Source organism: Vibrio sp. 2433-A1, from assembly GCF_056726085.1.
Genome location: NZ_JBRESC010000018.1, coordinates 15,034 through 36,975, shown reverse-complemented (window position 1 = coordinate 36,975; position 21,942 = coordinate 15,034). Strand labels below are relative to the sequence as shown.

The 21,942-nt window shown below is 44.2% G+C and carries 19 protein-coding genes and 4 tRNA genes; 16 read left to right on the top strand and 7 right to left on the bottom strand.

The genetic code is table 11. The annotated features are described in order from the left end of the window. Positions 1–61 precede the first annotated feature (61 nt). From yciA to ACU01J_RS16815, 3 genes are all read right to left on the bottom strand, one after another. Complete coding sequence (yciA, locus tag ACU01J_RS16825; RefSeq protein ID WP_481086748.1) at positions 62–442, bottom strand: acyl-CoA thioester hydrolase YciA; 381 nt, start codon at positions 440–442, stop codon at positions 62–64. Between the two features lie 86 nt (positions 443–528). Then, positions 529–1,080, bottom strand: a complete 552-nt coding sequence (locus tag ACU01J_RS16820) for a septation protein A (protein WP_481086747.1) — start codon at positions 1,078–1,080, stop codon at positions 529–531. A gap of 101 nt (positions 1,081–1,181) precedes the next feature. Further along, a complete protein-coding gene (locus tag ACU01J_RS16815; protein WP_481086746.1) occupies positions 1,182–1,403 on the bottom strand; it encodes a hypothetical protein in 222 nt (73 codons plus the stop codon). Positions 1,404–2,012: 609 nt separating this feature from the next. Between ACU01J_RS16815 and ihfA the strand changes: the two genes are divergently transcribed. After that, entirely contained in the window at positions 2,013–2,309 is a 297-nt protein-coding gene (gene ihfA, locus ACU01J_RS16810) for an integration host factor subunit alpha (RefSeq protein ID WP_004413569.1), read from the top strand. Positions 2,310–2,438: 129 nt separating this feature from the next. Here ihfA and ACU01J_RS16805 read toward each other — a convergent pair whose 3' ends face one another. Then, positions 2,439–2,759 (bottom strand): HI1450 family dsDNA-mimic protein, encoded by a 321-nt coding sequence (locus ACU01J_RS16805; protein WP_053438636.1) that lies wholly within the window; start codon positions 2,757–2,759, stop codon positions 2,439–2,441. 2 nt (positions 2,760–2,761) lie between these two features. Next, positions 2,762–3,328, bottom strand: coding sequence for an elongation factor P-like protein YeiP (yeiP, locus tag ACU01J_RS16800; RefSeq protein WP_481086745.1), 567 nt, complete (start codon positions 3,326–3,328; stop codon positions 2,762–2,764). Positions 3,329–3,460: 132 nt separating this feature from the next. On the opposite strand from yeiP, the gene ACU01J_RS16795 reads away from it, so the two are divergent. Continuing rightward, the gene (locus ACU01J_RS16795) at positions 3,461–4,228 is read left to right on the top strand and encodes a nucleotidyltransferase domain-containing protein (protein ID WP_481086744.1); all 768 of its coding nucleotides are present in this window, start codon (positions 3,461–3,463) and stop codon (positions 4,226–4,228) included. A 173-nt stretch (positions 4,229–4,401) separates the two neighbouring features. After that, positions 4,402–6,366 carry a PTS sugar transporter subunit IIC/EAL domain-containing protein gene (locus ACU01J_RS16790; RefSeq protein WP_481086788.1) on the top strand — a complete coding sequence of 655 codons (1,965 nt, stop codon included), beginning with the start codon at positions 4,402–4,404 and terminating at the stop codon, positions 6,364–6,366. On the opposite strand, the gene ACU01J_RS16785 is transcribed toward ACU01J_RS16790, so the two are convergent. Further along, on the bottom strand, positions 6,358–8,721 hold the full coding sequence (locus ACU01J_RS16785) for a DNA polymerase II (RefSeq protein WP_481086743.1): 2,364 nt from the start codon (positions 8,719–8,721) through the stop codon (positions 6,358–6,360). The two genes, ACU01J_RS16790 and ACU01J_RS16785, sit on opposite strands and share 9 nt — an antisense overlap. A gap of 322 nt (positions 8,722–9,043) precedes the next feature. Here ACU01J_RS16785 and uvrY point away from each other — a divergent pair, with 322 nt between their 5' ends. The 9 genes from uvrY (at position 9,044) to ACU01J_RS16740 (ending at position 15,118) form a co-directional block, all read left to right on the top strand. After that, positions 9,044–9,688, top strand: a complete 645-nt coding sequence (gene uvrY, locus ACU01J_RS16780) for a UvrY/SirA/GacA family response regulator transcription factor (protein ID WP_053438641.1) — start codon at positions 9,044–9,046, stop codon at positions 9,686–9,688. Positions 9,689–9,735: 47 nt separating this feature from the next. Continuing rightward, complete coding sequence (gene uvrC / locus ACU01J_RS16775) at positions 9,736–11,565, top strand: excinuclease ABC subunit UvrC (RefSeq protein ID WP_481086742.1); 1,830 nt, start codon at positions 9,736–9,738, stop codon at positions 11,563–11,565. A gap of 78 nt (positions 11,566–11,643) precedes the next feature. Continuing rightward, positions 11,644–12,201, top strand: coding sequence for a CDP-diacylglycerol--glycerol-3-phosphate 3-phosphatidyltransferase (gene pgsA / locus ACU01J_RS16770; protein WP_134834339.1), 558 nt, complete (start codon positions 11,644–11,646; stop codon positions 12,199–12,201). A 238-nt stretch (positions 12,202–12,439) separates the two neighbouring features. Further along, positions 12,440–12,513 (top strand) — tRNA-Cys (locus ACU01J_RS16765). Positions 12,514–12,516: 3 nt separating this feature from the next. After that, positions 12,517–12,592 (top strand) — tRNA-Gly (locus ACU01J_RS16760). A gap of 85 nt (positions 12,593–12,677) precedes the next feature. Further along, a tRNA-Leu gene (locus tag ACU01J_RS16755) sits at positions 12,678–12,764 on the top strand. Positions 12,765–12,794: 30 nt separating this feature from the next. Next, positions 12,795–12,870 (top strand) — tRNA-Gly (locus ACU01J_RS16750). Positions 12,871–13,113: 243 nt separating this feature from the next. After that, entirely contained in the window at positions 13,114–13,605 is a 492-nt protein-coding gene (locus tag ACU01J_RS16745; protein ID WP_481086787.1) for a hypothetical protein, read from the top strand. A gap of 61 nt (positions 13,606–13,666) precedes the next feature. Further along, positions 13,667–15,118 (top strand): sensor domain-containing diguanylate cyclase, encoded by a 1,452-nt coding sequence (locus tag ACU01J_RS16740; RefSeq protein ID WP_481086786.1) that lies wholly within the window; start codon positions 13,667–13,669, stop codon positions 15,116–15,118. Between the two features lie 26 nt (positions 15,119–15,144). Here ACU01J_RS16740 and ACU01J_RS16735 read toward each other — a convergent pair whose 3' ends face one another. Then, positions 15,145–16,224, bottom strand: coding sequence for a PQQ-dependent sugar dehydrogenase (locus ACU01J_RS16735; RefSeq protein ID WP_481086741.1), 1,080 nt, complete (start codon positions 16,222–16,224; stop codon positions 15,145–15,147). Positions 16,225–16,449: 225 nt separating this feature from the next. Between ACU01J_RS16735 and ACU01J_RS16730 the strand changes: the two genes are divergently transcribed. From ACU01J_RS16730 to ACU01J_RS16715, 4 genes are all read left to right on the top strand, one after another. Further along, positions 16,450–17,238, top strand: a complete 789-nt coding sequence (locus ACU01J_RS16730; protein ID WP_481086740.1) for a TetR/AcrR family transcriptional regulator — start codon at positions 16,450–16,452, stop codon at positions 17,236–17,238. A gap of 175 nt (positions 17,239–17,413) precedes the next feature. Then, a complete protein-coding gene (locus tag ACU01J_RS16725) occupies positions 17,414–19,810 on the top strand; it encodes an efflux RND transporter permease subunit (RefSeq protein ID WP_481086739.1) in 2,397 nt (798 codons plus the stop codon). Positions 19,811–19,822: 12 nt separating this feature from the next. Beyond that, positions 19,823–20,617 carry an outer membrane lipoprotein-sorting protein gene (locus ACU01J_RS16720; RefSeq protein ID WP_481086738.1) on the top strand — a complete coding sequence of 265 codons (795 nt, stop codon included), beginning with the start codon at positions 19,823–19,825 and terminating at the stop codon, positions 20,615–20,617. 7 nt (positions 20,618–20,624) lie between these two features. After that, positions 20,625–21,806 (top strand): hypothetical protein, encoded by a 1,182-nt coding sequence (locus tag ACU01J_RS16715; RefSeq protein WP_481086737.1) that lies wholly within the window; start codon positions 20,625–20,627, stop codon positions 21,804–21,806. Positions 21,807–21,942: the final 136 nt, after the last annotated feature.

The following is a 21,942-nucleotide window of genomic DNA, read 5'->3' as shown; positions in this document are numbered from 1 at the left end:
CTACCTGAATTCAAGCTAATTTAAAGCCTTGAAATAGAGATATTTAGACTTCAGCCAATGCTTACTTAATTGGGCGAGGTTTGCCGTCGGAGTCAATCGCAACGTAATTGAAAGTGGCATCACAGACCATAAATCGGTCTTCTAAGCCATGTTCTTTTACTGGCTTAACCCAAACTTCTAAATCAATACTCATTGATGTGCGACCGATGCGAATACATTCGCCATAGCAGCAAACAACATCACCAACGCGCACTGGCTTTTTAAAGGTGATGCTTGATACAGAAACTGTGACAATACGGCCGGACGAGATCTCTTTCGCCAGAATACCACCAGCTAAGTCGAGTTGTGACATGATCCATCCGCCGAAGATATCGCCATTAGCGTTAGTATCAGCGGGCATTGCAAGAGTTCTTAGGAGAAGTTGGCCTTTAGGTGTATTCATAGCGTGGCTCATTGTGACATCCGGTACAAACAAAACAGCGACCAAAGAGGTCGCTGGAAAAAGCGCATTGTAGCAAAACAGATACGTTATTCGCTAGGGTTTGCCTTGTTATCATCTTTAGGTAAGTACTTGTAGATGTAAATACCCGTCAATAGAGTGAAACCGAACGTAGCAGCTAACAAACCAAACACTTTGAAGTCAACCCAGACATCAAGGGGCAGTTGGAAGGCAACGTAAACATTGAGACCCGCACACAGTGAAAAGAATGCGACCCAAGCCCATGTTATCTTGGTCCAGACATTAGCTGGTAGCGTGAGCTCTTTACCCAGCATGCCTTTTATTGCTGACTTACCCATAAGGTCGCTTGTCGCGAGGCCAAATGCGAATAGAGCGTAGACAATAGTGACTTTCCATTTAATGAAGTTGTCATCGTGCAGGAAGATTGTCATACCACCAAAAATAGCGACTATTAGAAACGTGATAAGTTGCATCTTTTCGACTTTTCTGTAGATGACATAGATGATGGCGATTTGAATCGCAGACGCAATGATCAGGGCACCGGTTGCGACATAGATATCTTGCAGTTTGTAAAGGGCAAAAAAGATAATCAGCGGAATGAAATCAAGCAGTTGTTTCATGGAGTTAATCTTCATAAGACGAAATAGTGCTCAGTCTAACGAAATATGCTTCGTTGACAAAGCGCTTCACATAACCCTGACAAAACTCAAGAAACTGGGCATTATATAACCTGCTTTAAGTCTTCCAAATATCCTTCACTACGCAGGCTATCAACAGCAAATCTGAGTTCATCATCACTCATGGCAAAACAACTGGATTTACCTGTCATGCCATTTAAATATTCATGATATTCCAACTCGGTAAAGTGGCCAATTCGGTCGACGAGTAGACTTTTAATTCCATGGTGAATGAGTCGGTAGTATGTATGACGTTGAACTTCCATAATGTACTCCTTAACGTCTGGCAGTGTCGAAACTTTGCCGTATTACTTCTTGCCTTGTTGAAAAGCATATTCAATGCCACTTACGATTAGCAGAGGGTAAGTGAATGAATTTAAGCAGATAAAGGTGAGTAATCTAGAGTAAGGAAATTGACGATCCTTGCCGTTGGGTGCAAATTTGAACGGATAAACCGGCAGAGAAGCAATTTGAGACTCAATTCGACATGCAATTATATCGCAAGCCATTTTGCCTCTAACTTAAAAATGTCACATACCTAATAGGGGTATTTTGTTTCTCTTTCAACATCAACAGCTTAATCGTAAAAGTTAATCGATTTAGTTTTTACTACTGAGTTAAGTGTTACTAATGAACTAATATTCTGATATTTAAGGGGGATTCATTCAGAAATCTTAGATAATACTGTTATAAATAGCATCTATGTTGTTGTTTTAAGTAGTTAAACTCTGCTCTTTTAATAAAAAAGTTGGCGAAAATCATAAGCTTGGCATACACTTTCCAAAGTAAAGCTGATATGTTGTTGATTGGCTTGGCGAAATGTTTAGGAGCCGCCTATTGGTGGCAATGTTTAACACAGCTTTGAGGAAAGTTTTATGGCGCTCACAAAGGCCGATTTGGCTGAGAACCTGTTTGAGAAGCTTGGATACAGTAAACGGGATGCCAAGGAAACGGTTGAGGCGTTTTTCGAAGAAATTCGTAAGGCACTTGAAAGTGGCGAACAGGTAAAACTGTCTGGTTTTGGGAATTTTGATCTGCGTGATAAGAATGAACGACCAGGTCGAAACCCGAAGACAGGTGAAGACATTCCAATCAGTGCACGTCGCGTAGTGACCTTCCGTCCTGGGCAAAAACTAAAAGCCCGTGTCGAAAACATAAAGATCGATGATTAGGTCTGGTTTCCGATGTTGGTAAGTTGCTATGTCGCTTGCTAGCACATAAGTGATGAACTCGGTGATACCCTGATAAAAAACACCCCAGCTTAGGCTAGGGTGTTTTAGTATTTGGCGTTTGATAACGAATTAATCGCGTTTCCACAATGCGTGACAGAACTTATGCTCTGGGTCACGACTGATCAGTAGTCTCGCAAATACATCATCAAGTACGTCATTTTCTTCGTTCACGAGACCAACACGCACTTCGGCATAGATTTCTTTATCTACATCAAAGCCAACGTGTCCAGCCCAGTCATCACCAGTTTCCACTAGCTCAGCCGCACCGCGCTCGTCGAACTGCGCAGTGAACAAAATCACGTCTGCAGGCTCAAGGTTATCAGGAGCCATTTCTAGAAAGATATCGTAAGCGGTATCAATCGCGTCGTCGTAAGAGATAAGCTCAGCCATCATTATGCGCGGCTCATGTACTTACGTTCAGTCGTGTTGATCACGATGCGGTCGCCATTTGCAATGTACTCAGGTACTTGTACTGTTAGACCTGTTGAGAAACGAGCAGGTTTAGTACGTGCTGAAGCTGAAGCCCCTTTGATTGATGGGTCTGTCTCTTCAATCACTAGCTCAACAGTTGCTGGTAGTTCAATACCAACTGCGCTGCCGTTAACAAGAATAATGTGAAGACCTTTGATTTCTTCAGTGATGAACTGAAGTTCTTCTTCAATCTCGTCTTTCTTGAATGTGTATTGAGTGTAATCTTCGTTATCCATGAAGATGTACTCGTCGCCATCAACGTAAGAGAAAGAAGATGCGCGCTTGAACATATCTACAGTTTCAAGCACATCGTCAGATTTGTAGCGTTCATCAACGCGAGCACCTGTGTTTAGGTCAGTACAGCGTAGTTTGTAAATTTTAGCGCCGCCACGACCACCAGGAGTGGTTACTTCGATGTCTTTGATTAGTAGTGTTTTACCATTAGATTCGATAGCAAAACCTTTTTTAAGCTCACTTGCCTTTGGCATGAACATTTTCCTTCGTGTGTTAGGTAGTAGCGGCATTATATACCGAGCTAATTAAGGAAGGAATATCTTGATTCATCTATCGCTGTAGGCGAACATAAGAGACAGTCCGTTCATTCTTTTGTTCATAATCAGATGCATCTTACCACGATTGATCCTAACCAAGCCTTTCAGCCCAATTACCAACCCGCAATTGATGATCTCGTGAGCTATCTGAAAAATGGCTTAGGCGAAAATCTGCATAGCCTCTATTTGTATGGCAGTGTTGCGCGTAAGACGGCTAGACCAGGTCACTCCAACATTGACGTTATTGTTGTGACACACCGCAGCTTTGGTGATATGCGCACCACGCTATTTAATTCGATCAAATGGCGTTTTCAAAAAGCCTATCCATTCGTTACTGAAGTGTCATTTAAGACAGCGCTGGTGGATGATGTCGCTAGCCTTGAAGGTATCCTTTCATGGGGATTCTTACTTCGTCATTGTTCTGTGTGTATTCACGGGGAAGATCTCTCGGAATGTTTTGGTGATTATGAACCGAGCTGGGAGATTGCCAAACATTGGAATATGGATGTCGAGGATTGGATCGCGGTCTACCGTAACCGCATCGCAAGAACCGACAAAGATGAAGACCAAGTGAAGGCGCAAAAGATCATTGCTAAAAAGCTGCTGCGAGCAAGTTATTCACTGGTGATGTACAAAGATAAACAGTGGTTTGATGATCCGACAGAGTGCGGCAAACAATTTTTAATTTACTACCCAGAGAAACAGCTAGAAATTGAACGCTTAGGGATATTGCTGTCAGGCCGTGTAATCGCCAAGCGCTCAGTTGTAGGCATTCTAGATAGCTTTGGCGATTGGTTGGTCAAGCAATACAAAAAAACAGAATTTAGAATTGGTTAACAGTTTATTGAGAAACTTCCCACTATCTTATTAATTGTGCTAATTTTTATAGGTATACGTATCTAGAGGTTAGCATGCACGAAGTAACTGATGACAGACAGGTTAACGGTGTTTCTAAGCGTTCTATCGCTCGTCGGCTTATTACTCCTTCGCTGCAAGCCGTTCGAGAGGGAATGGTGTGGCTGATTCCATGTCTGATGCTATCTTCGTTCGCGCTTTTTTTCGCGAGTATCGGTGAGTTTATATTGGGTAGTCGCGATTCGTGGATTAACCATCTTTATAGCTTACACGATGCGATTGCTCAGTTTTTCCCGTTTTTAATGACAGCCACCATATCTTATATTCTCGCAATGCAATGGCGCTTGCCGCGTCCACCTATAGCGTTGTTGATGATATCTTTCCTCGCTATTATTGAAGGTATATTACCCGAAAATAGTCAATTGCTAACGTTCCACATAATTTTGGCTATCGTCACACCACTTTATGCTGTGCCATTCTTAGCGTATTTGCTGCGTTTTGATTCACTTAAGCTGACAGAAAGCGAGTCTGCTGGTCAAATTGTTAAAGAATCACTCAATATGGTGGGGCCTGCATTCATTACAGCTTTGTTGGTGTTAGGGGTAAACTATACCTTTGTTATGAGCCTATCAGATGTCGCTTTACTTTCGGTATTTGCGACCGATTATGCCAATGAGCCGACTCTGTTTGGGGTGTTGTTTGCCACACTGAATTCTGTGCTGTGGTTTATGGGGATTCATGGTTATTACGCATTACTACCATTAGTAGAGTTTTTGCAAGAGGCGAGTAACCTTAATTATTCAACCGTACTCGCTGGTGGTGACGCGCATTATCCGATGAATCTATCTTTCATGGGGTCATTTGTCTTTATTGGGGGCAGTGGGGCTACCTTATCTCTGGTTATCGCACTGCTGGTTTTTTCCAAACAGCGTAGTCTAAAACTGATCGCCCTAGCAAGCATTCCAATAGGGGTGCTCAATATCAATGAGATTCTACTGTTTGGCTTGCCGATCATTTTCAATCCAAGGTTGTTCTGGCCATTTCTTTTAGCCCCAGTGGTTAATGTTGTCGTCAGTATGCTCGCTGTGTCGAGTGGCTTAGTGACAACGCCATCCGTTTCTGTACCGTTTAATAGCCCTATATTTATAAATGCATGGATGGCGACTCAAGGGGACTGGGCAGCGGTTGGGCTTCAGTTACTTAATATCGTTATTGGTATTGCGATTTATCTGCCATCAGTGAAAGCGCTCAATCAAAGTAAGAGTCAAAAGAAAATTACACTGCCAGTTTTTGATACGTCTTATGCTCGGCGTAAAGAAGAGGCGAGAACTCTGACCGATGACCCAATCGCTCAGGCGATTGAGCAAGAGAAAAGTACGTTTTTAGTTGAGCATGAACTCGAACAGTTAAGCTCACGCGACTTTTGTATTGAGTATCAACCGCAAGTATCAGCAAATGGCGCAAAAACGGTCGGCTGTGAAGCCTTGATTCGCTCAGTTGATAAACATGGAAAACTACAATATCCCAACTCATTTATCCCTTGGTTAGAGCAGGCTGGACTAATGAAAGATGTCGATATTTGGGTATTTCGACAGGTGATCAAAGATATCAAGCAGATGCACGAAGCGGGCGTATTCGTTTCGGTCAGTGTTAATATTACGCCGCAAACACTCGTTGACCCTGAATACATTGCTCAGCTTGAAAAAATTATTCAGCCGTACGCTCAATACATCCATATTGAAATTACAGAAGAGTCGTTACTCGAAGATGAACAGGCGCTGGCCATTGCTTTTAATCGCTTGCATCAACTCGGTTCTAAGATCCATATTGACGACTTTGGAACTGGTTATTCATCGCTCAGTTATCTTAATAAGTTTGAGTTAGATTACCTAAAAGTCGACCGTTCATTTGTGTTAGCCATCGACTCGCCTAAGGGTAGAAAGGTGTTTAGCAGTATCATTTCTATTGCTAAACAATTGGAGTTGAAAGTGGTTGTTGAAGGTGTAGAAACTACTGAACAGCTTGCGTATATTCCTGACGATTCGGATATTTCGGTCCAAGGTTGGCTTTTCGCTAAATCGTTACCTTTAAGTCGCTTTATTGACTACGCATCAAAATAATCCAAGCTGAGGCTCACTCAGTGACGTAAAGTCGATGCCGATAAACGGCAAAATCGCCTCAGCAACTGGTTTAAGTTGTTTATCAATGTAGTGTTGATAATCAATCGAGTTTTGCTGATATTCTTTCGGCTCAGGCCCACCTAGGGTAATCACATATTCAATACGGCCCTTGTTCTGATATTGCAGCGGCCTACCGAGCTGGGCGTTTATTTCATCGGCCATACGCGCAGCGCGCACTTGGGGCGGCACATTTTTCTGATATTCATGTAACTTGCGACGCAGTCGTTTTTGATAGATGAGCTTACCATCATGCTCGCCAGCTTTGGTTTGCTCGACAAAGGTACGTACATAGTCGCTAGGGTTTTGCCCTTTAAAGACCATAGAGTAGAGTGACTGTTGGAATTCCTGCGCTAGCGGCGTCCAATCGGTGCGGGCACTTTCTAAACCTTTAAAGATAATGCGTTCGTTGTCGCCTTCACCAATTAGTCCGGCATAGCGCTTTTTCGACCCCGTCTCTTGGCCGCGGATGGTCGGCATCAAGAACTTGCGGTAGTGGGTTTCGTATTCCAGCTCAAGTATCGAGTTGAGGTTAAATTCTTCACTAAGATGCTGAGTCCACCACGCATTAATGTAGGCAACCAGTTCATGGCCTATTTTATCCGCTTGTAGCTGCGAGTACTCGCCATTTAACGAGACAAAGGTTGAGTCGGTATCGCCGTAAATCACTTGATAGCCTTTTTCCTCAATCAGCAGTTTGGTCTGCTTCATGATTTCATGGCCGCGCATAGTAATACTCGAGGCAAGGCGTGTATCGAAGAAGCGACAACCAGACGAACCTAACACGCCATAAAAAGAGTTCATGATGATCTTAATCGCTTGAGAAAATACCTTCTCATTGTTCTTTTTCGCCACATCACGAGCAGCCCAAAGATGTTCGATCATTTCTGGTAGGAAATGGCGCGAACGGTGGAACTGGCCACCACGAAAACCGGGAACGGCTTCGTTATCCTCTTTACCTATATCGAGTTGCAACCCTTCAATTAACCCCATTGGATCAATCAAAAAGCTACGGATTATCGATGGATAAAGGCTCTTGAAATCGAGTACTAATACCGAATCATAGAGATTGGGGATCGAGTCCATAACGTAACCACCTGGACTGGCAATCCAATTCTCTGGGTGCAGGTTAGGGGCCACATAGCCAGCGCGATGGATCTGAGGAAGGTACAAGTTAGTGAAGGCCGCGACCGAGCCGCCAATTCGATCCAACTCAACACCGGTCAATTTAACCCGCTCAATGGCAAACTCTAACAGGTGAGTATGGGCGAATATCTTGTTGACTAGGACACAGTCTTGCAAGTTGTAGTTGGCTAATGAAGGTTTATCTGAGCGAAACATCTGATTAATCTCGTCCATGCGGTCATGAACGTTGTGGATCTGTTTGCCTTCACCAAGGAGCTCTTGCGATACCGACTCCAACGACCAACTACGGAAGTGATAAGTTGCGGTTTTCAGGGTATCAATACCGTCCATCACTACACGGCCGGGGATCGAGATAAACGCTTGTTGGGTCGTATTAGAAGTTCGGAAATAGCTATTTTGCAGATCGCGTCCAATCGTCAGCTTGACCTTGTTCCAGTCGGCTCGTTTGTGGAGCAATCTAAAGTCGAAGTCGATCACATTCCAACCGATGATGACATCAGGGTCAAACTGTTGGAACCACTGGACCATCGCCAGCAGCAAGGCTTTTTCGTCGGTTACCCATTCAATCGGTGTTTCAGATTCTTGCGGTGAACCAATCATAATCACTCGGCTATCCATAGGGCTGTCTAAGCCAATAGAGTAAAGGATGCCTTTCTCGGAACATTCAATATCCAGCGAGACGACTTTCAGGCTTGGCGTATAGTCACCTTGGCGGCATTTCACATCGTTATAGCGCGTAAAATGGGTTCTACTTTGCTCATTACCGGTAAATTCAACACTGCCTTTGATAAAACGCTCCATCAAATAGCGGTCGGCAAGGCGAATGTCATCCTCAAGCACGGTAATATCTTGCTGTGTGAGTAATTGACTTAATTGCTGAGACTGTTTACTTAACTGACAGTAGCAGGCCGCAAGAGGCTCTAATGCGAAGCTTTTAAGTGGTAACGGTTTCAACTGGGCGGTAATCGAATGCTGCTTAGCCAAGCTTTCTACCGTTTTTAAGTCTGTTTGGTGAACAAAAAAGATGGGCTTTTCACCATGAATAAGCAGCTGCGCTGGCCCATTAGGGGTCGATAGCCAAAGATCAATTTGAGTCTGACCATTGATGTCGCGAGCTTGGCGAGTGAGTAAAAAACCGTTTTGAATAACCATGATACTGACGATAAGTGAGGTGATGCGGAGCCTGACCCGCAGCGATAGATTACCACATGCGAAGCCACATAAATAGAACCCCTCGGCATACTGAATTTTATAGACGGTGGTTGATTAAGCACCAGTAAACTACTTATAACTCATTGATTAATAGGTTAATTGCTACAGGAGCGGCAGATATGAAAATAAGTACTTGCTAATCTTTCCATTTCAGCACATATTCAGACTAAGTAAATTTTGTGTTTTAGGTTAAACTAAACATCTATAGCATAACCTGCAAATTGTGGGTGAAAAGCGAATGTAAAAGTGTGGAGATACAAGTTTGATAAATGTTTTCCTTGTAGATGATCACGAGCTGGTTCGCACAGGGATACGACGTATTATTGAAGACGTCCGTGGAATGAACGTAGCAGGGGAAGCTGAAAGCGGTGAAGAAGCAGTAAAATGGTGTCGTAGCAATCATGCTGACGTCATTTTAATGGATATGAATATGCCGGGTATTGGTGGTCTTGAAGCAACCAAGAAGATCCTGCGTTTTAATCCTGATGTGAAAATCATCGTTTTAACTGTTCATACGGAAAATCCGTTTCCAACGAAAGTGATGCAAGCAGGTGCCGCAGGCTACCTAACAAAAGGCGCTGGTCCAGATGAAATGGTCAACGCAATTCGCATGGTGAATAGTGGACAACGCTATATTTCGCCTGAAATCGCACAGCAAATGGCATTAAGTCAAATTTCTCCGGCATCGGAAAACCCGTTCGCTGATTTGTCTGAGCGTGAATTGCAAATCATGATGATGATTACCAAGGGCCAGAAAGTTACTGATATTTCAGAGCAGCTAAATCTTAGCCCGAAAACAGTGAACAGTTACCGTTACCGATTATTCAATAAACTGGATATTAGTGGTGATGTAGAATTGACTCACTTGGCTATTCGCCATGGCATGATTGATACCGAAACCTTATAAGGCATCATTATCATTGCAACTCTATTCAGCCAATTGACGGAGTTGGTATGAGCCAATTTGATTCGGCTTCTTTTTTAAAAACCGTGACTAACCAGCCCGGCGTTTATCGTATGTATAACGCCGAGGCTGTCGTTATTTATGTCGGTAAAGCAAAAGATCTCAAAAAGCGCCTGTCTAGCTATTTTCGCGTTAAAGTGGATAGCGAGAAAACGCGTGCGTTAGTCAGTAATATCGATAAGATTGATGTCACGGTCACTCATACCGAGACGGAAGCACTGATTCTAGAGCACAACTACATCAAGCAGTATTTACCGAAATACAACGTATTGCTGCGTGACGATAAGTCCTATCCCTATATCTTTGTCAGTGGACACAAGCATCCAAGACTTTCTATGCATCGCGGGGCAAAAAAGCGCAAAGGTGAGTATTTTGGCCCTTACCCTGACTCAGGTGCGGTAAGAGAAACGCTTCATCTACTGCAAAAAATCTTTCCCGTCAGACAGTGTGAAGACACGGTCTACAGCAACCGAACGCGTCCATGTTTGATGTACCAAATTGGTCGTTGCGCTGCACCTTGTGTCAGTAGCGTAATTTCCGACCAAGAGTATGCAGAGCTAGTCGATTTGGTTCGACTTTTCTTGCAAGGTAAAGATCAACAAGTATTGAGCTCCTTAGTTGAGAAAATGGAGCAGGCGAGCCAGTCGCTGCGTTTTGAACAAGCCGCTAAGTTTCGCGACCAAATCCAGGCCATTCGTCGAGTTCAGGAGCAGCAGTTTGTCTCTGAAGACTCAATGGACGACATGGACGTATTAGGCTTTGCCCAAGAAAACGGTATTGCTTGTATCCATATCTTGATGATTCGCCAAGGTAAAGTGCTTGGTAGTCGTAGTCATTTTCCTAAGATCCCGAACAATACCACTGCGCAAGAAGTGTTTTACTCCTTCTTAAGTCAGTATTACCTCAGTCACAATGAGGCGCGTACGGTTCCGACTAGAATCATTCTAAATAGTGGGCTGGTGGATGAAACCAAATCGCTGGAAGAAGTCTTGTCTGAGGTTGCAGGACGTCGCGTACAGTTTCATGTCAATCCAACCGGAACTCGCGGTCGATACCTCAAACTATCCAATACCAATGCTCTTACGGCGATCACAACCAAAATCAATCATAAGATGACGATTTCTCAGCGTTTCAAAGAGCTGAGAGAGCTGTTGGATATGGAAAGCATTACCCGTATGGAGTGTTTCGATATTTCCCATACCATGGGGGAGAGTACCATTGCATCGTGCGTCGTGTTTAACCAAGAAGGACCGGTCAAGCAGGAATATCGTCGATACAATATCTCGGGAATTACGGGTGGTGATGATTACGCGGCTATGGGGCAAGCATTAGAGCGCCGTTATTCTAAGCAGCTCGAAGTGGAAAAAATACCCGATATTGTTTTTATCGATGGTGGTAAAGGGCAACTTAACCGAGCGCATGAAATAATCTCCCAATATTGGGGAGATTGGCCAAAACGCCCACATTTGATCGGTATTGCTAAAGGTGTCACACGTAAACCGGGTTTGGAAACTTTGATTACCGTCGAAGGCGACGAATTTAATTTGCCAAGTGACGCGCCAGCGCTTCACCTCATGCAGCATATTCGTGATGAAAGCCATAACCATGCGATAGCAGGGCATAGGGCAAAGCGAGGAAAAGCGAGAAGAACCAGCGCCTTAGAAGGGATTGAAGGGGTCGGGCCAAAGCGCAGGCAAGCACTTCTAAAATACATGGGAGGCTTACAAGAGTTGAAGCGAGCAAGTGTAGAAGAAATCGCCAAAGTGCCGGGTATTAGTTTTTCTTTAGCAGAAAACATCTATCAAGCATTGAAACAATAACAAAAATCCCGCACCATAAGGGCCCTGTTTGAAGTACCAAATAGAGCAATACGCAAACAAAAAGAGCCTTAATAAAATATGCGTTTAAATATCCCCAATATACTGTCTTTGTTGCGACTATTCTTGATACCAGTCTTTGTCGTTGTTTTTTATCTTCCTTATAGCTGGTCTCCTTTTGCCGCAGCAATGGTGTTCTGGGTAGCAGGTTTTACTGATTGGCTTGATGGCATGTTGGCTCGTAAGTTAGGCCAAACCTCCCGTTTTGGGGCATTTATTGACCCAGTGGCAGATAAAGTCTTAGTAGCTACAGCGCTGATTTTGATTACTGAGCACTACCACAGCATTTGGATCACTATTCCTGCCGTGACGATGATAGCCCGTGAAATTATTATTTCGGCTTTAAGAGAATGGATGGCTGAGATAGGTAAACGTGCCAGTGTCGCCGTTTCTTGGGTAGGTAAGGTTAAGACAGTCAGCCAAATGTTTGCGCTTTGGGTATTAATCTGGCGTTATGATGACTGGATGATCTGGGTTGGTTATGCCGCTCTCTATATAGCAACAATTTTGACTTACTGGTCTATGGCGCAATATTTAATGGCTGCCAAAGACGATTTGCTCGACGAAGAACATCATTAAAAAATGCGGACGACAGTCCGCTTTTTTTTGGTCTTAATAATCAAATAGTTCACTTAAGTCAGTAGTTTTAAACTGATATTTGCCAGAAAACTCATCTATTTGGGCGATTTTGGACGTTAAATAGACAAACGATTCAAAAAACAAAAAAATAGTGTTGACTCATTAGTTCGAATCCGTAGAATGCATTCCGTACCCAAGAGGAATGCAGCAAAAAAAGCGGTTCGGATTGGTGTTGTAAGGCGTGTTGGCAGAGTGGCTATGCAGCGGATTGCAAATCCGTGGACCTCGGTTCGACTCCGGGACGCGCCTCCATTTGCGACACTAGCTCAGTTGGTAGAGCGCAACCTTGCCAAGGTTGAGGTCACGAGTTCGAACCTCGTGTGTCGCTCCAGAAATTTTGGATAGCGAAATTTAGTTCGATATCAAGATGGTGTTTTACTTTATTCAGTAAAGGCATCGCAAATTTAGATTTGTGTGCCCTGGTGGTGGAATTGGTAGACACAAGGGATTTAAAATCCCTCGGCGTTCGCGCTGTGCCGGTTCAAGTCCGGCCCGGGGCACCATCTAACGCTAATTGAATTAGCAAACAATATGCGACACTAGCTCAGTTGGTAGAGCGCAACCTTGCCAAGGTTGAGGTCACGAGTTCGAACCTCGTGTGTCGCTCCAAATTTAAAACCCCAGCAGAAATGTTGGGGTTTTTTCGTTTCTGGCATTTTTCTTCATTTGAATTAGTGCTTAATGTCTAATTCTTAATGAGTGTTCTCTCGTTTATGCCTATCTAGACTGATTTTTGTTCATACTTTTTAGTGATTTTATTTTTAAATCAAATAAAATGACCGAAATATATAATTGGAATGACACAAATCAGTGAGGTAAATGTGTATGAGTAGACCCAAAGGATTACTGGCAATGTGTTTATTCGTCACTGCTTTGATTGTCCTACCCGTAAAAGCCGAATCGATTGCTTCTTTTCCAAAAAACTTTCTCGATTGGCCAGTAGTAAAAGAGTCAGCCAATTTACCTGCAGATGCGGTTTTACCACCTGATACATCACTATTTATTCAAGAGTCCGTAAGGGCTTACAGTTGGATTAATGACGGTCAGGGTTCGCCGTTAACGATTAGAGTTAACCCGAACAAATTAGCGGAATACCAAACGCATGGCCCATACAGTGATGGGCCGACCGCTGTAGCAGTGTCAGAAGCACAAGGTATTGTGTGGGTAACTGAGCATATCGGCGGAGAAGCCGTATATGGTAGCTATAATCGCCAAGGAGAGGATATTAGTCATCAGCACCCGACTTTACAGCCAAGCTTTTGTCAAAGTTGCCATACTACTTATAAAGATATCTGTATCAATGGAACATGCACTGAGCCTGTTCTAGATATGTACAGTGAGTGATGCTTTCTTGACGTTCCGAAAGTTACCTAAAAGGTTAGTGAAAAAGCTATCGATCAACCAAATGTTGGTCTTATCGCATCTTCTTTTAGTACTGATTCTCATATCGGGTTTTAGCTATACTCGCTATCAGAGCGAGTGGAACAGGCACGTAGAGTACTCTGCCAGTTTAGCTAAGCTCACGCTTGCGCCGCATATTTCGTTTATTTCCACTTCTGTTGCTGGTATCAATTATGCCAATTTGACCATGCCCGCGACCAAAGACTTGTTTGCATCGATTGATGACTTAGAGTTTCTTGATATTACGGGCACGTCCGACTATTCCGCGCAGACCATGCACATCAGTTACTTTAAGCGCTTAGAGTACTTGTGGCGAGCGGATGTTAGCCAAGAGGAACTGCACAAGCTAGAGAGAAAGCTCTCGGACTTAAAAGCGCAGATTGAGGCAACAGATCCTGCAAATGCGGTTCGACATAAAAAGCTTAAGTTCATTAAAAATAGGGTCAAGCGCGAATATGAAGCGGTTGCAGAAAGCATTTTTGTGTCGGAGAACATCTATATTCCTTGGCAAAAATCGCCAGTGAACAATGAAAGCTATTACTTGGATGAAGAGCTTTGTACCTTGAACGTTGTATTGCCACTGAGAAATAAAAATGGTGGTGAGGTATGGGCGGTATTTGATGCAAGCGAGCTTACCGCCTTACAACATTCGCTGGTTGAAGAGATCATTGCCGAGGCGATAGTTGCACTGGCTATTTCTCTGGTATTGATTGGTTGGGTCTCTCATTGGATAGTCTCTCCACTCAAGTCATTAGCTAGCCACATGCGCTCCGACAACACTAGTGAGAACCTCAATAGACTGAGTGAACTGGATAGAAGTGACGAAATTGGCCAGTTGGCGCGTGCTTACCAAGGATTACTGAAGAAATTGGATCATCAGCTAAATATTCTTCGTACGCGGTCGGATACCGATCCTCTGACGGGACTCGGCTCACGTTACAAATATTCACGCACCGCGATTCCATTTTTAAAACACCATCTTTCCAAGGGCCAATATGTTGGCTTGGTTGTTTGTGATGTCGATAATTTTAAGGCGTTCAACGACATCTACGGTCATACGGAAGGGGATAATGCTCTGTCGTTGATTGGGTCCAAAATCAATGAACTCGCAAGAGACAATGATTTGGCCTTCCGTTATGGTGGCGAAGAGTTTGTTCTTCTTTGCGCTCGAGCTGAAATGAATCAGTTGATCAACTTTACCGAGCACTTAAGAAAAGAGATTGAAGGCTTAAACGTCACTCATGAAGGCAATCAGCCCTATGGCACACTGACGATCACATTGGGCGGATCTGTGGCCACGTTGCAGGATATTAACGAGTACTTTATTACTCATCGAGAGTTGCAAGAGTCGATGTTTAATGTCGCTGACAAAGCCCTCTATGCGGGTAAGCAGAATGGGCGTAATCAAGCGACATGGTCGGGCAGCAAACTAGAGAGTACTGATACTTCAATTTAGCGCCAGTAGTGAATGATGCGTATCGATTATTGTCTACTCGTTAAGCGATAGATCTTGCCGCTGTCGGTACTGAATATAATCTGACCATTTGGCAGAGCTTCTATATCTCTGATTCGCTCACCAAGATGCTCTAAGATCCGTTGCTCGGATATCACTTGACTGCCTTGCAAGGTAACAATATTGATATGCGTGAGCTTCAAAGCACCCGCGAGCAGCTTTCCATCTAGTTGAGGGTGCTTATCTCCTCGATAAAGAATCAACGATCCAGGAGCAATAGAGGGAACATACACCTTCTTTGGTGAGTTTATGCCTTCTTTTTCTTGCGCTTCACCAATCTTTATTGGTCCCCAGTACTCCTTACCATGTGATGTTATCGGCCAGCCGTAGTTTGCGCCTTTCTCAATTAAGTTGATTTCATCACCGCCTCTTGGACCGTGTTCAATCGACCAAAGTTGATTTGTTGTTTTATCAAAAAATAGCCCTTGAGGATTACGGTGGCCATAACTCCATATCTCAGCTTTAGCACTACTATTGGAAGCAAATGGGTTGTCGGCGACCGGCTGGCCTTCTGGAGTGACGCGTAAAATCGTTCCTGCATGGGTTGCTAAGTTCTGTCCATTAGTGCGCTCTCCGCGATCTCCGACGCTAAAATAGAGTGATTGATTATCGAAGGTAATTCGGCTACCAAAATGGCGCCCGCTGTCTGAGCCAGAGTAAGTGGTGAGCACATCTTGCCAATCTGACAATTGGCTATTTTGGAATTTGGCCATGCTCAAAGTCGTTTCAATGGCTTTACCTACTTGTTTGGAGTATGTGAAATAGACCTGTTGATGATCGAAAGGGGATTGGGCGACATCCAGCAGTCCTCCTTGCCCAGAAGCGCGGACATTAGGGTGTGTTCCGATGGTTGTGTATTTGTTATTGGTGAGATTCAGTAAGCCAACCGTGCCATCTTTTTCACTGACCATCACGCGGTTGTCGCCAACGTAACTTAAGCCCCATGGCACATTCAGCCCTTCGGCTAACAACTCACCACGCCAGTTGCTTGCGTGGGTAGTGAATGAAACCATCAGTAACATCGCAAACAAGTCGACCTTATGTTTCATTTTGCATTCCTTTTAAAAGCGTTCATGCACAAATAGTAGCATTAGTGAGAATCTATAGCTGTCATAAATGTTTTTTATAAATTCACTTGAATTGATCAATATGTGCGCTATTATGACGAAGTGTCAAAAATGACGATGCGTCATAAAAGTGATTTATCACGCTGTCGTTATTCGTGTTACAATTAGCATGTTAAGGAGTAATGGACTGATACGGATTAATTGATCATGTTTGGCTTTGGCTGTAAAAAAAGTGATAAGAGTGAGCGCTCTGGGTGCGGTTTTGGTAAATCCAAAAAGCAGCAGGCGATCGCAGATAGAGAAGTAGAACTTACCCTGTTAGCTAAATCATTAGTGCAAGAGCAGGGCTGGAGTAACTTGTCCATGGATAAGTTGACCGCGGCGAGTGCCTACTCGAAAGGGACTATCTATAATCATTTTTGTAGCAAAGAAGATGTGATCCTCGCTTTGTGTATTCACTCACTAAAAAGTGAAGCGATATTGTTCGCTAGAGCTGCCGAATTTGAAGGTAGCACTCGTGAGAAAATCGTGGCGATGCACGTAGGTTATCGAATCTATGCGCGTATGGAGCCAGTGCTTTCAACCTGTGCCATCATGGCAAAGAGCCCATGGGTACTCGAAAAAGCCTCCCCAGAGCGAGTAAAAGAACTCAATGAATTAGAAGAACAAGTGATTAGCAGCGCAGATCAACTGGTCAATTTTGCAGTGGAGCAAGGTGACTTAAAGTATTCACCAGGAATAGGCTCAGATGCGATAGTATTTGCTAACTGGTCGATTGCTTTCGGCTCTAACGCTTTAACGCAGAATGCTTCTAATAGTCATTGTATTCACCGTCTTCAAGACCCATTTTCTGTTTTACATAATGCGAATATGTTGCTTGATGGTCTTAGCTGGAAACCACTCTCCACCGAGTGGGATTACCGCAAGACTTGGCAAAGAGTAGAGCAAGAATTGTTTGCTCAAGAGGTCGAATATCTACAGTCTGTCGGCCGCTAAACACTCTGACTAAAAAGCCCTATTGGGCTTTTTAAAGCAACGTTTGTGACGAATCGTCAATAAATGACACTCGAACTTTGGTTCGGTCTTTCATTTAAGTTTTGTTACTTAAATACCAGCACTTGCTGGTTTTTAAGTAATGAATTTTGACGAAACGTCACAAACGGAGAGTGTGATGAATACCAGACAAATAACCTCAAAACAGCCCTCTAATTGGCTAACAATGCCCACTCGTTTAAGTTGGTGGGTGTTACTTCTAACTATGCTGATGGTTGTTGCGGCCACCATTGGCGGCAAAAACCTCTATTTTAGAGGCGACTACAATATTTTCTTTGATGGCGAAAATGCCCAGTTAAGAGCGTTTGATGAGATTCAAACCACCTTTGCTAAGTCAGATAACCTCGCCATTGTTATTGCGCCTAAAAGTGGCAACGTCTTTGAGCCAGAAACCTTAACCCTCATTCAGCGCCTAACTCAAGACGCTTGGCAAGTCCCATACTCTAGCCGTGTTGATTCGTTAGCCAACTATCAACATACCGAAGCGACTGAAGACGATCTGATTGTCGAAGATCTGTTGCTCGACGAATATAGTCTTACACCTGAACGCATCGCCAAAGTGAAGCAGATCGCGCTTTCTGAGCCAGTGATCAAGCATTCGATGATTTCAGGAAAAGGTGATGTGTCAGTCGTGAACATTACCGTGCAACTGCCTGAGGTTGATGAAACCGCTGAAGTACTCGAAGTGGTTGCGGCGGTAAATCAAATGATCGCGCAATATCAAGCTGAGTACCCTGATGTAGATTTCCATAAAGCCGGGATCATTGCGATGAACCATGCGTTTATGGTTGCCGCACAAGATGATAGCTCGACTTTGGTTCCGACTATGTTACTGGTCATCTTACTGTTCTTAACCTTGATGTTGCGCTCCGTGCTCAGTGTAGTGGCGACACTTATCGTTATTATCGGCTCTGTAGCGGCGACCATGGGACTCTCAGGCTGGGCTGGGATGTTTCTTAGCACCGCAACAGTCAACATCCCAACCTTGGTGATGACACTGGCTGTTGCCGACTGTGTCCATGTCATCGCGACCATGCGCCAGAATATGAAGCTTGGCCACAGTAAACGCTACGCGATTGATCAAAGTGTCAGCGTTAACTTCATGCCTATCGTCATTACCTCGATTACGACGGCGATTGGCTTTTTGATGATGAATATGTCCGACTCTCCGGTATTGCGAGATTTCGGTAATCTGGCTGCCCTTGGTGTGATGATCGCCTGCCTACTTTCATTATCTATGCTGCCAGCGATGCTTAGAATCTTGCCGATTAAAGTCAAAGCGGTTGACGCACACAACCCAGAACCAAGTGATGTTATGGACAAGCTAGGCGACTGGGTAGTACGAAACAGAAAAGTGTTGCTGCCTGTCTCTGCGGTAGTGATCGCTGTCTCTGCTAGCTTGTTGCCGCTGAATAAAATCAATGATGAATCAGTCAAGTATTTTGACTCTCGCAGCGAGTTTCGCCGAGCGGCTGATTTTATGGAAGAGCGCATCAGTGGCATGAGCAATATCAATATCGTGGTCAAAAGCGATGAGTCTCAAGGTATCGCGGATCCTACCTATTTGCAGACAATTGGCGATTTTTCCAAATGGCTGCGTCAGCAACCAGAAACTGACCATGTGGCGACGTTATCGGACGTGTATAAGCGTTTGAACAAAAACATGCATGGCGATGAGAACAGCTACTACACCTTGCCATTGGATCGAGAGTTAGCCGCGCAATACCTGCTGCTGTATGAAATGTCTCTACCTTACGGACTTGATCTGAATAACCAAATCAATGTCGATAAGTCTTCGATCAAGATGGTGGCTACGGTGGCTAACCTTGGCAGCGTCGAGATGGTCGATCTTGAGAATCGTATCTATGCTTGGTTTAACCAGCATGCACCTCAGTACCAAGTCATCGCGTCGAGTCCAACCTTAATGTTTGCTCATATTGGCGAAACTAACATGGCAAGTATGTTGGCGACTCTACCAATCACCTTGATCTTAATTTCTGCATTGATGATCTTCTCGCTACGCTCACTAAGGCTCGGCATCATCAGTGTCGTACCGAACATGGCTCCGGCGATTATCGGCTTTGGTCTGTGGGCACTATTCTCCAGTGAAATCAACCTTGGTCTGTCAGTGGTAGTGACTCTCACGCTGGGGATTGTGGTGGATGATTCGGTGCATTTCCTCTCCAAATACCAGCGAGCACGTAAGCAAGGGCAAAACGCAGAACAAGCGGTTCGTTACGCTTTCCATACCGTAGGTCGTGCATTGTGGATTACCACTGTTGTGCTAGTTTCGGGTTTCTCGGTGTTGGCGATGTCGAGCTTTAGACTTAACGCCGATATGGGCCAGCTCAGTGCGATCGTCATCTTTATTGCTTTAGTGGTTGACTTCGTTTTCCTACCAGCGCTGCTGATGAAATTTGATACCGCGAGATATAGCCAAGATGAGGCGCAGACCTCTAATGCAACAACTAATCCAGCAATGGCTACCCCAGCAACGACGCAATTACAAAGTTAAAAGGATGTCACGATGAAAGTACAAAACAGCTCAATAATCAAAACTATCGCGCTAACGATTTTATTCGCTCTTAGTAACCAAAGTATTGCATCTCCAGAGAAAGGGTTAGAGATCGCCAAAGAACGTAAAGCACGTGATGAAGGGTGGGGTGATTCAGTTGCGACCATGCAGATGATCTTAAAAAATGCGCAAGGTGAAAGCAGCACCCGAGAAATGCGTTTGAAGTCGTTTGAGGTCGCTAATGATGGCAATAAGGGACTGACCATTTTTGATCAGCCGCGCGATGTGAAAGGAACCGCTTTTCTTAATCACTCGCACAGCGTTGAAGCGGATGACCAATGGCTCTATCTGCCAGCGCTAAAACGCGTTAAACGTATCTCATCGCGCAATAAATCTGGCCCGTTTATGGGCAGTGAATTCGCCTACGAAGATCTTAGCTCGTTTGAGCTCGAAAAATACACCTTTAACCACTTAGGAAATAAAGACCTTAATGGCGTCACGACTTATCTATTAGAGCAAACGCCAACGGATAAAAATTCCGGCTACACCAAGCAACTGGTCTGGTTAGACACCGAGCATTATCGCCCACTTCAGGTCGAGTTTTATGACCGAAAAGGCACGTTGCTCAAAACACTCAAGTTCGATGACTACAAACAGTATCTAGATAAGTATTGGCGCGCTCATACCATGGCAATGGTCAACCACCAAACCGGTAAAAGTACCTTACTGACGACGAGCCTGTTGGATTTCCAAACAGGGCTGCGTGAGAAAGATTTCGAGAAAAACGTCCTTAAACGTGTGAAGTAGAGGTGGTATGAATTCTGTCATCAATCTAGCTGGTCAGTTAACGGCCAGCGCATTGCTTACCATTGTGGCGTTACAATGTCACGCAGTTGAGCTGTCAGGACAAATTAATGCAGAGCATCGCCAATTTGCCAGTCATGGATTACAAGGACAAGATAAAGGGCAAAGTTCGTTAGTATTTCAACCTGAATTGTATTGGCAGTTGGGTGAAGCGTCCGATTTCACCCTTACGCCGTTTTATCGCCTAGATAGCTTAGATGAAGAGCGTAGCCATGGTGATATCCGTGAAGCGCTATACCTTACCTATTGGGACGACTATGAGCTGCGTGCGGGTATCGGCAAGGTCTTTTGGGGCGTGACAGAGTCTGCGCACCTTGTCGATATCGTCAACCAGACTGATGCCATTGAGTCAGTCGATGGTGACGATAAACTTGGCCAGCCTATGGTGCATTTCACCTCAATCAAGGAGTGGGGCACTGTTGATACGATGATCTTGCCTTATTTTCGTGAGCGTACCTTTGCGGGTGTTGACGGTCGATTAAGGCCAACCGTCCCGGTGTCTAGCAACGCGCTCTATGAATCTTCGCGTGAAGAAAAACACATCGACTACGCGGTTCGTTATTCACAAATGTTAGGGGATTGGGATTTAGGTTTAAGCTATTTTCAAGGCACCAATCGGGCTCCTTATTATCAAGTCCATGGCAACGAGCTAAAGCCTTACTACGCGAAAGCCAAGCAAGTTGGGCTTGATATTCAAGGTATTGTCGGCGATTGGTTGTGGAAAATAGAAAGCATTTATCGCGACAGTTTTGACAACCATACGGGTGTCGTTGGCGGGTTTGAATACACCATAGTCGGGGCGTTCGACACGGTATGGGATATCGGGCTGATAGCGGAATATTTGTATGACAGTCGTGGCAACAACGCCCAATCTGTTGGCCAGAACGATCTTTTTGCTGGCACTCGATTGGCTCTAAATGATGAAGACAGTACTGAGATTTTGCTTGGTATCAGTCAAGACCTAGATAACAGTGATGTTTATAGCGCAAAACTGGAGGCATCAAGTCGATTAACCAATCATGTCTCTTGGACGGTTAATGGCTGGTTGTTTGAAAATGAAACACCGGATGATCTGCTTTATTTCGCGCGAAAAGATGACTTTATCGAGTTTTCATTGCAGTACTACTTTTGATAGAATGTGATGCGTGATATCGATTCCAAATTAAGGGGGCTGTTCTAGCTCCCATTTTGGTTCTTTCCTTAAATTTGCCTGTTAAATATGTCAAATCCCCATAATTATAAACGGCTAGACGTAACGAATAGTTCTA

Excerpts from the sequence above, each read along its gene's own strand:
- yciA (WP_481086748.1), bottom strand. The coding sequence starts at position 442 with ATGAATACACCTAAAGGCCAACTTCTCCTAAGAACTCTTGCAATGCCC.
- ACU01J_RS16820 (WP_481086747.1), bottom strand. The coding sequence starts at position 1,080 with ATGAAACAACTGCTTGATTTCATTCCGCTGATTATCTTTTTTGCCCTT.
- ACU01J_RS16815 (WP_481086746.1), bottom strand. The coding sequence starts at position 1,403 with ATGGAAGTTCAACGTCATACATACTACCGACTCATTCACCATGGAATT.
- ihfA (WP_004413569.1), top strand. The coding sequence starts at position 2,013 with ATGGCGCTCACAAAGGCCGATTTGGCTGAGAACCTGTTTGAGAAGCTT.
- ACU01J_RS16805 (WP_053438636.1), bottom strand. The coding sequence starts at position 2,759 with ATGGCTGAGCTTATCTCTTACGACGACGCGATTGATACCGCTTACGAT.
- yeiP (WP_481086745.1), bottom strand. The coding sequence starts at position 3,328 with ATGCCAAAGGCAAGTGAGCTTAAAAAAGGTTTTGCTATCGAATCTAAT.
- ACU01J_RS16795 (WP_481086744.1), top strand. The coding sequence starts at position 3,461 with ATGCATCTTACCACGATTGATCCTAACCAAGCCTTTCAGCCCAATTAC.
- ACU01J_RS16790 (WP_481086788.1), top strand. The coding sequence starts at position 4,402 with ATGGTGTGGCTGATTCCATGTCTGATGCTATCTTCGTTCGCGCTTTTT.
- ACU01J_RS16785 (WP_481086743.1), bottom strand. The coding sequence starts at position 8,721 with ATGGTTATTCAAAACGGTTTTTTACTCACTCGCCAAGCTCGCGACATC.
- uvrC (WP_481086742.1), top strand. The coding sequence starts at position 9,736 with ATGAGCCAATTTGATTCGGCTTCTTTTTTAAAAACCGTGACTAACCAG.
- pgsA (WP_134834339.1), top strand. The coding sequence starts at position 11,644 with ATGCGTTTAAATATCCCCAATATACTGTCTTTGTTGCGACTATTCTTG.
- ACU01J_RS16745 (WP_481086787.1), top strand. The coding sequence starts at position 13,114 with ATGTGTTTATTCGTCACTGCTTTGATTGTCCTACCCGTAAAAGCCGAA.
- ACU01J_RS16740 (WP_481086786.1), top strand. The coding sequence starts at position 13,667 with ATGTTGGTCTTATCGCATCTTCTTTTAGTACTGATTCTCATATCGGGT.
- ACU01J_RS16735 (WP_481086741.1), bottom strand. The coding sequence starts at position 16,224 with ATGAAACATAAGGTCGACTTGTTTGCGATGTTACTGATGGTTTCATTC.
- ACU01J_RS16730 (WP_481086740.1), top strand. The coding sequence starts at position 16,450 with ATGTTTGGCTTTGGCTGTAAAAAAAGTGATAAGAGTGAGCGCTCTGGG.
- ACU01J_RS16725 (WP_481086739.1), top strand. The coding sequence starts at position 17,414 with ATGAATACCAGACAAATAACCTCAAAACAGCCCTCTAATTGGCTAACA.
- ACU01J_RS16720 (WP_481086738.1), top strand. The coding sequence starts at position 19,823 with ATGAAAGTACAAAACAGCTCAATAATCAAAACTATCGCGCTAACGATT.
- ACU01J_RS16715 (WP_481086737.1), top strand. The coding sequence starts at position 20,625 with ATGAATTCTGTCATCAATCTAGCTGGTCAGTTAACGGCCAGCGCATTG.